The organism is Nonomuraea diastatica (assembly GCF_004349015.1).
In the GTDB taxonomy this organism is placed as follows: domain Bacteria; phylum Actinomycetota; class Actinomycetes; order Streptosporangiales; family Streptosporangiaceae; genus Nonomuraea; species Nonomuraea diastatica.
The window spans coordinates 1-14,848 of record NZ_SMKP01000236.1 but is presented as its reverse complement, the minus strand read 5'-3'; the positions used below and the strand labels follow the sequence as shown (position 1 = coordinate 14,848).

Here is a 14,848-nt window from a genome sequence, read left to right as displayed (position 1 = left end):
CCGCCCACCCGGCCGAGCCCACGCACGCGGCCGAGGCCGCTCGAAGGGCTGAGCTCGCCCGAGGGGCCGAGCTCGCCTACATGACGGCGACGGACACGCTGGCGGCCTACGCCGCCCGTACGCTGTCCCCCGTCGAACTGCTCACCGCCGTCGTCGAACGGGCCGAGAGCATCGAGCCGAGCGTGAACGCGTTCGCGGAACAGTGGTTCGACCAGGCCATGGACCAGGCCAGGCAGGCCACCGACCGGTACGCGCGCGGCACGGCCAGGCCACTGGAAGGGCTGCCGGTCGCCCTCAAGGAAGAGCAGCCCATCGCCGGGCACCCGCTGCGCGACGGCTCGATGTTGCTGCGCGACAACGTGGCCGACGTCACCCATCCCATCGTCGACAGGATCGTCGCGGCCGGCGGCATCGTGCACGCCAGGACGACCACCCCGGAGTTCTGCGCGGCCGGATTCACGCACAGCGACCTGTGGGGCGTCACCCGCAACCCGTGGAGCCTCGAGCACTCCTCCGGCGGCTCGTCTGGCGGCTCGGGGGCGGCCCTGGCGGCGGGCACCGCGATGCTCGCGACCGGCTCCGACATCGGCGGCTCGATCCGCATCCCGGCCGCGTTCAACGGCGTGGTCGGGTTCAAGCCGCCGTACGGCAGGGTGCCCGCGCTGCCGCCGTACAACCTCGACCACTACTGCCACGACGGGCCGATGGCGAGGACCGTGGCCGACTGCGCGCTGCTGCAGAACGTGATCGCCGGCCACGACCCGCGCGACCCTGTGTCGGTGCCCGCGCCCCCGCCCATCCCGCCGTACCCGGGCTCGCTCAAGGGGCGGCGCGTGGCCGTCTGCGTGCACCTCGGCGACTATCCCGTCGAGCCGGAGGTCGCCGCCGCCACCTGGGACGCGGTCTCGGCGCTGACCGAGGCGGGCGCCGTCGTCGAGGAGGTGGAGCTGCCGTGGCGCCGCGCCGACATCATGCGCGCGGCCTGGGCCCACTACGGCGCCATCTTCGGGCCCATCATCGCCGAGGAGATGGCCGCGCACGGCGACGGCGTCACCCGGTATGTACACGATTTCCTGGACCGCGGCCTCAAGGCCGTCGCCGAGCTGGGCTTCTACGGCGCGCTGAAGATCGAGAGCCAGGTCCACGCCGACCTGGCCCGCCTCTTCGAACGCTTCGACGCGCTCCTCTGCCCCGCCTCCGGCACACCCGCCTTCCTGGCGGGGGAGGACTACGTGGAGATGCCGCTGGTCGTGGACGGGGTGAGGCTCGACCACAACCTGGAGGCCCCGCTCACGGTGCCGTTCAACCTCGCGAGCCGGTGCCCTGTGCTCGGCGTGCCGTCCGGCCGCTCGGCGCGGGGCGTGCCCACCGGCGTGCAGGTGGTGGGCCGGCCGTACGACGACCACACCGTGTTCGAGGTGGGGGCGGCGGTGACGGCGGCCCTGCCCTGGTACGCAGGCGAGTCCTGGCGGCCGGCCCTGTGAGCCGCCGCCACGGGATCGACCTCAGTTACTACGACCTCGGCCGCACCCCGTTCTTCGCCTGCGAGCTGGACCCGCGCTTCTCCTCCTGCCTCTACGTGCCGGAAGACTACGACGAGACCGGGACGAAGCGGTACGACCTCATCGTGGCCGTGCACGGCACCGACCGCACGGCGAGCGAGTACCGCGACCGGTTCGCCGCCTTCTGCGACGAACACGACTGCATCGTGCTGGCGCCGTTGTTCCCCGCGGGCCTCGGCCGCCGCACGGAGCTGCACGACTACAAGTTCATCAGGTACGGGGGCATCAGGTTCGACCGGATCCTGTTGTCGATGGTGGACGAGGTCGCCGTCAAGTACCGTGTCGACGCCTCGCGCCTGCTCATGCACGGCTTCTCCGGCGGCGGCCAGTTCGTGCACCGCTTCCTCTACCTGCATCCTGAGCGGGTGCGCGCGGCCTCGATCGGGGCGCCCGGCCTGGTCACCCTGCTCGACCCGCGCTGGCCGTGGTGGGCGGGCACCGGGGGCCTGAGCGAGGAGTTCGGCGTGCGGCTCGACATCGACGCCATGCGCGGGGTCGCCGTGCAGATGGTCGTCGGCGCGGACGACACGGACACGTGGGAGATCACCGTCACCGAGCGGGACGAGTTGTGGGTCGAGGGCGCCGACGCCGCCGGGGCCAACCGTATCGACCGGCTGGAGAGCCTGCGCCGCAGCTTCGAGGCGGCGGGCATCCCGGTGCGGTTCGACGTGGTGCCCGGCGCGGCCCACAACGGGTTCGACGTCCTGGACGCCGTCCACGCCTTCTTCCACGACGAGCTGGCACACGCCAGGGGGCCCCGCGGGGCGTGCACCGGCATGCTCACTCCGGACGGGGCCGACGTGCCACAGGGGTGAGCACGATGGCGTAGTTCCGGCGCATGGAGCTGATCGAACTACTGCCGGCCCCGGCACCTCGTCCGGTTCGGCGTCGGCCAGGCATACCTGTGGCGCGACGGCGACGCGCTCACCCTCATCGACACCGGCGAGCCCGGCTCAGGCCCCGGCCTGCTCGCCGCCGTCGAAAGCCTCGGCCGCGTGCCCGGCGACCTGCGCGCCGTCGTCGTCACCCACGGCCACGACGACCACTGGGGAGCCCTCTCCGAGCTCGACACGGACGCCACCGTCATGGCGCACGCCGCCGACGCTCCCGTCCTGCGCGGCGAGCGCGCCCAGCAGCTGCCCGACCCCGCCCGCCTGCCCGGCTGGGAGCGGGAGTTGTTCGAGTCCCTCCCGCCGATGAGCGCGCCGAAGCCCGTACGGGTGGATCGCGAGCTGACCGGCGGCGAGGTGCTCGGCTTCGGCGGCGGCGCGCACGTGATCGCCATCCCCGGCCACACCGACGGCAGCATCGCCCTCCACCTGCCGGAGCACGGAGTGCTGTTCGCCGGCGACACCATCGCCAACCCCGGTGGGCGGACGATGCTGGGCGTCTTCAACGCCGACCGGGAGGCGGCCGCCCGCTCGTTCCGCGACCTGGCGGAGCTCGACGTGTCGCTCGTCTGTGTCTGCCACGGTGATCCGCTGACCGGCGACGCCTCCGCCCGCCTGCGCGCCGTACAGGTCTGAACGCCACATCGGCCTGCGCGCCGCACAGGTCTGAACGGCGGGATCGGGCACCGGATGAAGCGGCGTCGTATACCGGATCGCCCGCGCGGCCGGTGCGCGCGGGCCGGAACCGGGTAGGTTGGCGCCCCATGGAGGAACGCCAGAAGCACCTACGACTCACCGGCCGGGGTCGCGCGCTCGCCGCGCTGGCGGCCGTGGCCCTCGCAGGGACGGCGGCCTGCGGAAACCCGGCGCCCGTGGAGAACGCGCCCGCACGGCAGCCGTTGGCGGCCCCTGCCCACACCACGACGCCCGCCCCGTCGCCGAGCCGGAAGCTCCCCGACCCCGACGAGAAGATCCCCGCGAACGCCGCGAGGCTCGCCTCTGCCCTGAAGGAGACCACCTCCGCGCTCAACGACGCCATCGACGCCTGGAAGGGCAAGAAGGGCGAGCCGCCGGCGGACGTCGAGCTCCTGGCCCTCCACCACCAGCGCATATACCGTTACGCCGCCCGCCATCCCAAGCTCGCCTCCCGGGCCTTCGCCCGCCTGCCGAAGGGCCTGGCCGCCCAGGCCAAGGACAACACGCGCGCCATCCGCGAGCTCCTGGCCCTGGCCCACCCGATCAAGCCGTCGACGCCGTTCAAGGTCCAGCCAGCCCGGCCGGCCACCGAACTGCTCAGTCTCTTCAAGAAGGCCGAGCGCCGGTTCGGGGTGGAATGGGAGGTGCTGGCGGCGGTGATGCTCGCGGAGACGAAGTTCGGCCGGGTGAAGTCGGCCAGCCACGTGGGCGCCCAGGGGCCCATGCAGTTCATGCCGGCGACCTGGAAGGCGTACGGGATGGGCGGCGACGTGCACGACCCGCGCGACGCCGTGATGGCCGCGGCCAACTACCTCAAGGCCAGCGGCGCGCCCCGCGACTATCAGCGGGCGCTGCACGCCTACAACCCGTCGCAGGCGTACGTGAACGCCATCCTCCTGCACGCCCGACAGATCAAGCGCGATCCGCGGAACTACTACGTGTACTACAACTGGCAGGTGTACGTCATCACCACCGCCGGCGAGCGCCGCCTGACCGGCCCTTAGCCGCGAAGGGCCGGTCAGGCGGCGCGCCTACGTGTGGTCGGCGCAGCAGGGGGTGGGGTCGGGCACCTCGGCCGGGGTGATCCGGCCGCCGGCCGCCGGCATGGTGAGCAGGGTCATCAACCCGTCCCGCCAGACCGGCCTGACGTGGTCGTTGGTCACGACGAGCGTGTCGTCGCCCGGCGGGCCGGGGGAGGCGAGCACCAGCACCCGCTCGATGGCCGACCCGTCGCGGATCGCGGCCACGCTCATGGTGCCGGTGAGCAGGTCGTGCCCGGGGAACGTGACGACGCGGCCGCCGCGCCGCGCCGCGTGCTCGGCCGCCGCGGTCGCCGCCCCCTCCGCCCGCGGCCCGTCCCGCTCGCCGCCGGACGCCCACGACACGTCCGCGGGCGGGGGCACCGGACCCGGGACGGCCAGCGAGCAGGCGATGTGTGGCTCGTCGCCCGCGAGGCCGGCCGGGACGAAGTGCGTGCATCCGACGGTCCCGCCCGGCAGGCCGAGCGCCCGCGCCACGGTTCGCAGCACGTGCTCGGCCTCGGGAAGGCTACGCGAGCCCGCATCGATCCCAAGGACCATCATCGGCCCGCTGGCCGTGGGCCTGGTGGTCGTGGGTCCGGCGGCTGTCGGTCCGTTGGTCGCCGGCTCGCCGGTCGTGGGTCCGCCGGTCGCGGGTCGGCTGGTCATCGGCGCGGCAGGATCCAGATCGGGTTGCTGTAGAACCACAGGTCGTTCCACGGGTCGGCGTCCCCGTGCACGTCGATCTGCGGGCCGTGCGGGTCCACCTCCGCGCCCAGCAGGCCGGGCGCGGAGCGCCTGCCGTCGGTGCCGCGCAACCGCACGTACACGGGCCGGTCGACGCGGCCGAGCCGGTAGGTGAGGGTGACGGTGCCGCTGCTCTTGCCCACCTCGTACGACTGCACGACCTTGGTGTTCGGCGTGGTGAAGGCGTCCTTGTCGGAGGCAGGGCCGGTGACGTCGCCCTGGATGACATCCACCCGGGCCAGCGTGGGCACGAACTGCGCCCAGTTGGGCCGGCCGGCGAGGGTGATCTCCATGGTCAGCTCGACCCGGTCGCCCCTGCGTACGTGGAGGGTCTCGCCGAGCGTCACTCCGCGGCGCCCGTGGCCGTCCGTGCCGGCCCGCACCACCAGGCCGCTGATGAGCCCGCCGTGGTCGACCCAGACGCGCCCGGCCCGCAGCCCGTCCATGAGCGCCTCGTAGGAGAAGGTGCGGCTGCCGACGTGGGTGCGGCTGTAGTAGCCGGGCCAGAAGTCGCCGGCCCCCGTGTTGGGCACGCCGCCGTAGACGGGGTCCTCGTAGCGGCCGTTGGCGTCGAAGTCGCTGCCGGGGCCGCGTTCGCTGGTGTCGCCGTACACCGTGTGGGAGTCGGAGTTGGCGGTGATCCACCACGGTTTGCCCTCGGCCAGGAGGCTGTCCCACAACCCTCCCACGGTGGCGGTCATCCAGTCGAACCCGCCGAAGGTCTTGTAGCTCTCCGCCGGGTAGCCGGGGAAGGAGTCGGCGCCGGGGCCGCCGTCGTAGTAGCCGCGCCCGCCGCCGGGCCCGTGCGGTTTGGGCATGCCGGCGGCCTGGTGACCGGGGGCGCCCTCCATGCCCACGGCGATGGACGGCTGGGCGTCGCGCCAGCCCCTGATCTCGTGCGGCGAGTCGAGGCCCTTGCGCGCCGGGTGGTTGGCGAGGAACAACGCGTCCGGGATGCGGCGCTTCCTGACCGACTCGGCCAGGAAGTTGAGCCCGGCGATGGCCAGCGCCTCGTTCTGCGGGGTGTTGGCCCCTGCGCCCTTCACCGACCCGTCGAAGGAGTTCTCGAACTCCTTGAGCGTCTCGACCTCCCGCCGGCCCGGGGCGACGAACACGGTGCCGTGCTCGGCGGCCGGGATGTTCCACTCCAGGCCCTGGAAGACCAGGGTGTCCTTGATGGCCTCACGCGCCGCGACGATGTCGGGGTTGACCTTGTCCACCCCGATCTTCGCGTGGGTGGCGCCGCCGTGGTCGGTGATGACCACCCACCCGAGCCCGTACGCGTTGCCGTGCCGCACCTGGTCGATCACCCGGTAGATGCCGTCGCCGCTGTGCTGGGTGTGGATGTGGTGGTCGCCGGCCAGCCACAGGTAGCCGTCCTTCGGCTCCCGGCCGCCGGGGGTGGCGGTGGCCGCCTCGGCCTGCGTACCGAGCACTCCGGCGGCCGTCAGCCCTGCGCCCAGCAGCCCGGCCCTGCGGAACATGCGCCGGCGCGACAGTTGTGCCGGCGACAGGTCCTCGTCGGGGATCGTCAGGTCGCGTGCCGGCGCCGCCTCGCCCTCGCCGAGGGGCTCGTGGGAGTGGTCGTGATGCTGGTGGTGATGCCCGTGACCCATGCTTCTCTCTCCGTCCGTGCCGGAAATGGAGCTCCGGCTACGGCGGGAGCGTGGCGTAACGGAATGAAGCACACGTGAACGCAGGGAGATCGTCACATGCCCGTCAGATGCCACGAGGCGGCCCACGAGGCGGCCCACGAGGCGGCCCACGAGGCGGCCCACGAGGCGGCCCACGAGGCGGCCCACGAGGAGGCAGGGACCCTGGTGGCATCAGAGGCCGGGCCCGGCGCCTATGCCAGGGCGCGGGCGGCGTGGACCAGAGGCACGTGGCTGAACGCCTGCGGGAAGTTGCCCACCAGGCGTCCGTAGCGGGGGTCGTACTCCTCCGCGAGCAGGCCCACGTCGTTGCGGAGCGACAGCAGGCGCTCGAACAGGTTTTTCGCCTCGTCCTTCCTGCCCTGCATCGCCATCACCTCCACCAGCCAGAAACTGCAGGCCAGGAACGCGCCCTCGCCGCCGGGCAGGCCGTCGACGTCGTTGTCGTCGGCCAGTGGGTAACGCAGCACGAAGCCCTCGGACATGAGCTCCTTCTCGATCGCCGCCACCGTGCCCGCCATGCGCGGGTCGTCGACAGGCAGGAACCCGACCATGGGCAACATCAGCAGGGCCGCGTCCAGCTCCGCCGACCCGTACGACTGGGTGAAGGTGTTGCGCGTCTCGTCGAAGCCCTTCTCGCAGATCTCCGCGTGAATGTCGTCGCGCAGGGCACGCCACTTCTCCACGGGACCCGTACGGCCGAACTGCTCGACGTACTTGACGGCCCGGTCGAGCGCCACCCAGCACATCACCTTGGAGTGCACGAAGTGCCGGCGCGGCCCGCGCACCTCCCACAGCCCCTCGTCGGGCTCGTCCCAGTGCTCGGTCACGTAGTCGAGCAGCTGCCGCTGGATGGCCCACGCCCGGTCGTCGGGGGACAGGCCGCGCTCGCGCGCGACGAACAGGGAGTTCATCACCTCGCCGTACACGTCGAGCTGCAGCTGCTTGACCGCCTCGTTGCCGATGCGCACGGGGCGGGAGTCCTCGTAGCCGTCGAGCCAGTCGACGCGCAGCTCGGGCAGCCGCCGCTCGCCCGCGACGCCGTACATGATCTGCAGGTCCTGCGGTCGCCCGGCGATGGCGCGCAGCAGCCAGGCACGCCAGTCGGCGGCCTCTTCCAGGTAGCCGGACGAGATGAGCGCGTCGAGCGTCAGCGTGGCGTCGCGCAGCCAGCAGAACCGGTAGTCCCAGTTGCGCACCCCGCCCAGGTCCTCGGGCAGCGACGTGGTGGGCGCGGCGACGATGCCGCCCGTGGGCGCGTAGGTGAGCGCCTTCAGCGTGATCAGCGACCGCGTCACGGCCTCGCGGTAGGGGCCGTCGTAGGAGCACCGCGTCACCCACTCGGCCCAGAACGCCTCACTCTCGGCGAGTTGCTCCTCGCACGCGATCTGCGACGGCATCGGCTCGTGCGAGGGGTGCCAGGTGAACACGAACGGCAGCCGCTGGCCCTCCTCGACGGTGAACGTCGCCCGGTGGGCGTAGTCGCCGCCCTTCAGCGGCACGGGGGCGTGCAGCCACACGGAGTCGGGACCGCCGACGGCCTGCAGGTGACCGTCGGTCCTGCGCACCCACGGCACGATCCTGCCGTAGTCGAAACGCACCCTGACCACCGTGGACATCTCCACGGTGCCGGACACGCCCTCGACGACGCGTACGACGTCGGGGTTCTTGTCGCGGGGCGGCATGAAGTCGATCACGCGGACGGTGCCCGTCGGGGTGTCCCACTCGCTCTCCAGGATGAGCGTGTCGGGACGGTAACGTCGCCTGGTGGCCGGTTTCCTGCCGGCGGGCCCGAGCCACCAGTGGCCGTTGCGCTCGCTGCCCAGCAGCGACGCGAAGCACGCCGGCGAGTCGAATCTGGGCAGGCACAACCAGTCGATGGAGCCGTCCCGGGCCACCAGCGCGGCCGACTGCATGTCTCCGATCAGGGCATAATCCTCGATCCGCATGCCTAGACGTTACCGGAATCGTCCGCGGTGCTCCGGCTCCGTCCGGAAGACCGGAAGCGGGCGGCGGAGCAGGGCCTCCGGGAAGCGTGGGGTGACCCCGTGACCGGGCCGGGTCATGTCGCGTCATGACCGGACCGGCCACGGGATCACGTCAGCGGGAACCAGCGGGTGAACAGCTGCGTCAAGGGCCCGATGGCCAGCGCGAACACCAGCGTTCCCACGCCCACGGTGCCGCCGAGCAGCCACCCGGCGGCGAGCACGGTGATCTCGATGAGGAAACGGCCGAGCCGTACGGACAGGCCGAGCCGCATCAGTCCCGTCATGAGGCCGTCGCGCGGGCCGGGGCCCATTCCCGCCCCGATGTACAGGACCGTGGCCAGGGCGATGGAGACGACCCCGAGCGCGACGTACGACGCCTGGGCCGCGACGTGCCCCGGCGTGGGCAACACGAAGAGCGCGGCGTCCGCGAACAGCCCCAGGAACACCACGTTGCTGATGGTCCCGAAGCCCGGCTTCTGCTTCAGCGGTATCCACAGCAGCATGACCAGGGCGCCGACAGCGATGATCATGGTGCCGATGGTCATCCCCGTCCTGATCGCCAGGCCCTGGTGGAAGACGTCCCAGGGGTCGTTGCCCAGGCTGGACTCCACCTGTAGCCCGATGCCGAGCCCGTACAGGGCCAGCCCGCCGTAGAGGCGGAGCAGGCGCGCGGGCAGGGAGGCCACTCGCGGGGCCGTCGTGTCGCTCATGATGGACCCACATTGGCAGGCCACCGGCTTGTCAAAACAGAGCCAATCACGAAAAGTGGCCTTATGCATTTTGTGTCAGCCACCCAGGCGGCCAGGCTCCTGATGATCGATCCCGCCACGCGGCCGTACTATCGGGCCCTGGCCGGCGGCGTGCGAGCTCTGATCATGGACGGCCGGCTTCCCGTGCGGGTCCGCATGCCCGCCGAGCGCCACCTCGCCGAGACCCTCAAGGTCAGCCGCACCACCGTGACCGCCGCCTACGACCTGCTGCGCGAACAAGGGTACCTGGAGAGCCGCCAGGGATCGGGCAGCTGGACGGCCCTGCCCGATCCGGCCACCACCGCGGACAACCCGTGGCTCGGCACCGACGGCGACGGCCTGATCCAGCTCCAGACCGCCGCCCCGCCCGCGCCCACGGCGCTGCGCGAGGCCATGGCGGAGGCGCTGGAAGACCTGCCGAGGTACGGCATGGGCATCGGCTACGACCCCATGGGCCTGCCGGTGCTCAGGGAACGCATCGCCGCCGCCTACACCGCCAGGGGCATGGCGACCAGGCCCGAGCAGATCGTCGTCACCACCGGCTCCCAGCACGCCATCCAGCTCGTGACCGGGCTTCTCGTCGGCCAGGGCGACCCGGTGATCGTGGAGTCGCCGACGTACCCGCACGCCATCGACGCTGCCCGCCGCGCCGGCGCCAGGATCGTCCCGGTCGGGATCTCGCACGAAGGCTGGCAGGACGACCTGCTGACCTCCGCCATGCGACAGTCGGCGAGCCGTCTCGCCTACCTCATGCCCGACTTCCAGAACCCGACAGGCGCCCTCATGGACGACGCCACCCGCGCCGCCGTCCTGGGCGCCGCCCGGCGCGTGGACACGCTGCTGCTGGTGGACGAGACCTGGTCGGAGCTGGCGCTGGACGAGGTGCCGCGCACGTCGCCGATGGGCTCGTTCGACACCGACAGCCGCGTGATCAGCATCGGCTCCGCGTCGAAGCTGTGGTGGGGCGGGTTGCGCATCGGCTGGATCCGCGCCACGGCCGCGCTGGCCCGGCGCCTGGCCACGTACCGCTCGGCGGTGGACATCGCCAGCCCGGTGATGGAGCAGCTCGCGGTGGCGCACCTGTTCGACCGGCTGGAGGAGACGCGGGCCGAGCGCCGCCGCACGCTGCGCGCCTCCCGCGACGCGCTGGTGTCCGGGCTGCGCGAGCACCTGCCGGAGTGGACGTTCACCGTGCCGGGCGGCGGGGGCACGCTCTGGGTGCGCCTCGACCGGGGCGGCTCCACCCCGCTCGCCGAGGCGGCGGCCTGCCACGGCGTACGCCTCGCGCCCGGCCCCTGGTTCGGTCTGGAGGGGACGCTCGAAAGCTACCTGAGACTGCCGTACACCCAGCCGCCCCGAATTCTGGAGGACGCGCTCGTCCGGATCCGCGCCGCCCGCGAGCACGGCGCCGCCGGGGGCTCCCGCCCGCCCGAGTCCCTCATCGCGATGGTGTGAGGGGCGCTCACTCGCCGTCCCCCCGGGCCACCGGCGCCTGCCACTTGCGGCGCATCGCCACGATGCGCAGCCCGAACGCCAGTACGGCCGCCGCCAGCGTCGCGGGCCAGCCGTGCAGGCCGTAGGAGGACAGCGCCGCCATCGTCGCCGACCCCACCAGGGCGGGCACGGCGTAGAGCTGGCGGTCGTAGAGCAGTGTCGGGATCTCCCCGGCCAGCACGTCGCGCAACATGCCGCCGCCCACGGCCGTGGTGATCCCCAGCACGGTGGCGTGCAGAGGGCTGAGACCGTACTCCATGGCCTTGGCCGTGCCGACGGCGCAGAACAGGCCGAGCCCCGCCGCGTCCAGCACCAGGATCACCGGCATCACCTTCGTGACGTGGGGATGCCAGTAGAAGACGATCACCGTCGCCACCAGCGGCACCAGCACGTAGCCGACGCTCTGGAAGGCGGCGGGCCGGACGTTGAGGATCAGGTCGCGTACGACGCCCCCGCCCAGGGCGGTGATCTCGGCGAGCATCGCCATCCCGACCACGTCGAGCCGCTTGCGCACCCCCATCAACGCCCCCGTCAGCGCGAAGACGAAGATGCCTGCCAGGTCGAGAATCTCGGACACGTTGGGAATGTTTACCGCATGGCGGGTTCATGATGCTCGGCCATCATCACCCGCAGCCGCCGGGCGAACATGAACAGCGCGAGCCCCGCCGCGATCGCCGCCAGCGCCAGCACCAGGTAGTACATCGCGTCCGGCAGCACGGCGGTGAGCCGCCCCGTCTGCCCGCCGATCGCGTCGCCCACCGACACCGCGATGAACCAGACGCCGAGCATCTGCCCCTTGAACGCCTCCGGCGCCAGCTTCGCCGTCACCGACAGCCCGACCGGGCTCAGCGACAGCTCGCCGAACACCTGGATCAGGTAGACCAGCACCAGCCACCACACCGACACCCGGCCCGCCCCGGCCAGCGCCGCCGCGGCCGCCATGACCACGAAGCTCGTCCCCACCATGACCAGCGCGAAGCCGAACTTCTGCGGCGTGCTCACCCGCGTGCCCACCCGCAGCCACAACGCCGCGAACACCGGCGCGAAGATCATGATGAAGAGGGGGTTGAACGACTGCGTCGTGGCCGGCTGGATCGGGATCCCGAACAATGACAGCTCGGTGTGGTCCTGGGCGAAGAAGAGCAGCTTGCTGGGCGCCAGATCGAAGATCATCCAGAAGATGGACGCGGCCACGAACAGCCAGATGTACGCCTTCATCCGGATCCGCTCGTCCTGCGTGAGGTTGTGGCTGCCCAGCAGGATGTACCCGAAGTACGCGACGGGCACGATCAGGATGATCGCCGTGACCACCACGGTGAGCCGGTCGACCGTGAACGTGCCGGTCGCCGCCCACACGGCCAGCAGGGCCGCCGTCGCGCCTGCCGCCAGTGCGAACAGGCGGCCGAACCTCCGGCGTTCCCGCGGCGACAGGCGCAGGCCCGGCCGCTCGCCCACGCCCCTGAGGGCCTTGCCGCCCCAGACGTACTGGACCAGGCCGAACGCCATGCCGACCGCGGCGGCGCTGAAGCCGAGGTGCCAGCGGTCGCCCGCGGCCAGCCAGCCGACGACGATGGGCGCGAAGAAGGCGCCCAGGTTGATGCCGAAGTAGAACAGCGAGAACGCCGCGTCGCGGCGCGCGTCGTCGTCGGCGTAGAGGCGGCCGACCATGACGGAGATGTTCGGCTTGAGCAGGCCGGTGCCGGAGATGATGAGCAGCAGGCCGAGCCAGACGAAGAACGCCGACGTCACCGGGATCGCCATGCTGATGTGTCCCAGCATGATGACGAACCCGCCCCAGAACACCGACCTGCGCGCGCCGAGGACGCGGTCGGCGATCCACCCGCCGGGCAGGGCCACCAGGTAGATGAGCGCCCCGTAGACGCCCACGACCGCCTGGGCGGTCACGTCGGACATGCCGAGGCCCTGGTGAGCGGGCGACGCGGCCAGGAACGTGGCCAGGATCGCGCGCAGGCCGTACCAGCTGAACCGCTCCCACATCTCGGTGCCGAACAGCGTGGCCAGGCCCCACGGGTGCCCGAGAAACGTCCTGCCGCCGTCGGTCATGCGCAGCCCCCTCCCACGGCACCGAACGTAGCCGAAGCCTCGCTCCAGGTGAGGGACGCGGGTGTTTCCCCGCGAGCTCTTGCCGCTGCCCCCGGGGTGTGGTGCGATGCATGCCATTCATGCAAGTGAATACTGACGGGAAGGGCGCGCCATGGCCGAAGTCCTCGACGTGCGGGCGGAGATCCAGCGGCAGATCGCTGGCATGACCGTCTGCCGGCAGCTCGCTCAGGCCGCCGAGCAGCACCCCGACGCACCCGCCTACTCCGACCCCGACCCAGACGGCGACGGCTGGCGCACGCTGACCTACGCGCAGGCCAGGCGGCGGGTCCTGGAGATCGCCGCCGGATTCGCCGCGCTCGGGCTCCAGGCCGGCGACGCCGTGGCGCTCATGATGGTCAACCGCAGTGAGCACGTGCTCGCCGACCTGGGCGTGGTGCACGCGGGCGGCGCCGGCTGCACGATCTACTCGACGTTCGCGCCCGACCAGATCGCGTTCGTGGCCGGCGACGTGGGGGCGAAATACGCGGTGCTCGGCGGACCCGCCGAACTCGCTCGCTGGCAGCCGGTGCTCGACCGGCTCGACGGCCTGCGCACGATCATCATGCTGGAGGGGGCGCCCGACGGCGAGCGCTTCCTGGCGTGGACGGACTTCCTCCGGCTCGGCCGCGAACACCTTGCCGCCGACCCCGGCCACATCGAGACGCGATGGCGCGCGGTCACCCCCGATGACGTGGCCACCGTTCTGTACACCTCCGGCACCACCGGCATGCCCAAGGGCGTGCCCCTGACGCACACGAACATCCTCTACGAAGTCGCCTCCACCGACCGCCTCGCCTCGCTGCCCACCGAGGGCACGCAGATCTCCTACCTGACCTACGCGCACATCGCCGAGCGGGTGCTCAGCCTCTACCTGCCGCTGGTCAAGGCCTCCCACGTCTACTTCTGCACCGACCTGGCCAACCTGGGCGGCACGCTGGGGCAGGTCAGGCCGATGATGTTCTTCGGGGTGCCCCGGGTGTGGGAGAAGATGATGGCCCGCCTGTCAGCCGTGCTCGCCACTCAGCCGGAGGAGCAGCAGGCGGCCGTACGCGCGGCCATGGGGGCCGGCGCCGCGTACATCGAGGCCGGCCAGTACGGCCGCACCGTCACCCCCGAGATCCAGTCCGCCTACGACCAGGCCGACGCCTCCCTCCTGTCGGTCATCCGCGGCATGATCGGGTTCGACCGCGCCGTGTGGACCGCCACCGGCGCCGCGCCCCTGCCCGCCGAGGTGCAGCGTTTCTACGCCGGGCTCGGGCTCAAGGTCATCGACGTGTACGGCATGACGGAGACGACCGGCGCGTTCACCGGCAACAGCCCCGCCTGCTACCGCCTGGGCAGCGTCGGCAGGGCCGAGCCCGGCGTCGAGATCCGCATCGCCGAGGACGGCGAGATCCTCACCCGCAGCCCGCTCAACACCCGCGGCTACCTCAACCGCTCGCAGGCCACCGTCGAGCTCGTCGACACCGACGGCTGGCTGCACACCGGCGACATCGGCACGGTCGACGACGACGGCTTCTACCGGGTCGTCGACCGCAAGAAGGAGCTGATCATCACCGCGGGCGGCGAGAACATCTCGCCGGCGGAGATCGAGAACCATCTCAAGGAACACGCGCTCATCGGCCAGGCCCTCGCCTACGGCGACAACCGCCCGCACCCGGTGGCGGTGCTGACCCTCGACGGCGAGGTCGCGCCGGGCTGGGCGCGGGCGCGCGGCATCACGTTCTCCTCGCTCGCCGAGCTGGCCGGGCATCCCGAGGTGCTCAAGGAGGTGGAGGCCGCGGTCGAGGCCGCCAACGCCAAGCTCGCGCAGGTGCAGCAGGTGAAGAAGTGGGCCCTGCTCGGGGTCGAGTGGACCGCGGAGACCGAGGAGCTCACCCCGAGCCTCAAGCTCAAGCGGCGCGTCGTGCACCAGAAGTACGCCGACGTCATCGAAGGGCTCTACACC

At 71.9% G+C, this 14,848-nt stretch carries 12 protein-coding genes; 6 read left to right on the top strand and 6 right to left on the bottom strand.

What is annotated here, in order from left to right; genetic code table 11:
- The 4 genes from E1294_RS46560 to E1294_RS46545 form a co-directional block, all read left to right on the top strand.
- On the top strand, positions 1-1,484 hold a 1,484-nt coding region (locus E1294_RS46560), incomplete at its 5' end, for an amidase (protein ID WP_342775154.1).
- The gene (locus tag E1294_RS46555) at positions 1,481-2,377 is read left to right on the top strand and encodes a hypothetical protein (protein WP_220448333.1); all 897 of its coding nucleotides are present in this window, start codon (positions 1,481-1,483) and stop codon (positions 2,375-2,377) included. The genes E1294_RS46560 and E1294_RS46555, both read left to right, overlap by 4 nt.
- 87 nt (positions 2,378-2,464) lie before the next feature.
- Positions 2,465-3,088, top strand: a complete 624-nt coding sequence (locus E1294_RS46550; RefSeq protein WP_220448335.1) for an MBL fold metallo-hydrolase — start codon at positions 2,465-2,467, stop codon at positions 3,086-3,088.
- 128 nt (positions 3,089-3,216) lie between these two features.
- The gene (locus E1294_RS46545; protein ID WP_132518309.1) at positions 3,217-4,152 is read left to right on the top strand and encodes a lytic transglycosylase domain-containing protein; all 936 of its coding nucleotides are present in this window, start codon (positions 3,217-3,219) and stop codon (positions 4,150-4,152) included.
- Between the two features lie 27 nt (positions 4,153-4,179).
- Here E1294_RS46545 and E1294_RS46540 read toward each other — a convergent pair whose 3' ends face one another.
- The 4 genes from E1294_RS46540 to yczE form a co-directional block, all read right to left on the bottom strand.
- Positions 4,180-4,836, bottom strand: a complete 657-nt coding sequence (locus tag E1294_RS46540) for a hypothetical protein (protein WP_220448332.1) — start codon at positions 4,834-4,836, stop codon at positions 4,180-4,182.
- Positions 4,833-6,530 (bottom strand): histidinol-phosphatase, encoded by a 1,698-nt coding sequence (locus E1294_RS46535; RefSeq protein ID WP_132518307.1) that lies wholly within the window; start codon positions 6,528-6,530, stop codon positions 4,833-4,835. Before E1294_RS46535 ends, E1294_RS46540 begins: the two co-directional genes overlap by 4 nt.
- A gap of 230 nt (positions 6,531-6,760) precedes the next feature.
- Complete coding sequence (locus E1294_RS46525) at positions 6,761-8,515, bottom strand: glycoside hydrolase family 15 protein (RefSeq protein ID WP_132518305.1); 1,755 nt, start codon at positions 8,513-8,515, stop codon at positions 6,761-6,763.
- Positions 8,516-8,661: 146 nt separating this feature from the next.
- The gene (gene yczE / locus E1294_RS46520; RefSeq protein ID WP_132518303.1) at positions 8,662-9,264 is read right to left on the bottom strand and encodes a membrane protein YczE; all 603 of its coding nucleotides are present in this window, start codon (positions 9,262-9,264) and stop codon (positions 8,662-8,664) included.
- Positions 9,265-9,327: 63 nt separating this feature from the next.
- Between yczE and yczR the strand changes: the two genes are divergently transcribed.
- Complete coding sequence (yczR, locus tag E1294_RS46515) at positions 9,328-10,758, top strand: MocR-like transcription factor YczR (RefSeq protein ID WP_132518301.1); 1,431 nt, start codon at positions 9,328-9,330, stop codon at positions 10,756-10,758.
- A 7-nt stretch (positions 10,759-10,765) separates the two neighbouring features.
- On the opposite strand, the gene E1294_RS46510 is transcribed toward yczR, so the two are convergent.
- Both E1294_RS46510 and E1294_RS46505 read right to left on the bottom strand, forming a co-directional pair.
- Positions 10,766-11,374, bottom strand: coding sequence for a trimeric intracellular cation channel family protein (locus tag E1294_RS46510; protein WP_181958660.1), 609 nt, complete (start codon positions 11,372-11,374; stop codon positions 10,766-10,768).
- 11 nt (positions 11,375-11,385) lie between these two features.
- A complete protein-coding gene (locus E1294_RS46505) occupies positions 11,386-12,861 on the bottom strand; it encodes a peptide MFS transporter (protein ID WP_132518297.1) in 1,476 nt (491 codons plus the stop codon).
- 151 nt (positions 12,862-13,012) lie between these two features.
- Here E1294_RS46505 and E1294_RS46500 point away from each other — a divergent pair.
- The coding region (locus tag E1294_RS46500) for an AMP-dependent synthetase/ligase (RefSeq protein WP_132518295.1) at positions 13,013-14,848 on the top strand (1,836 nt) is incomplete at its 3' end.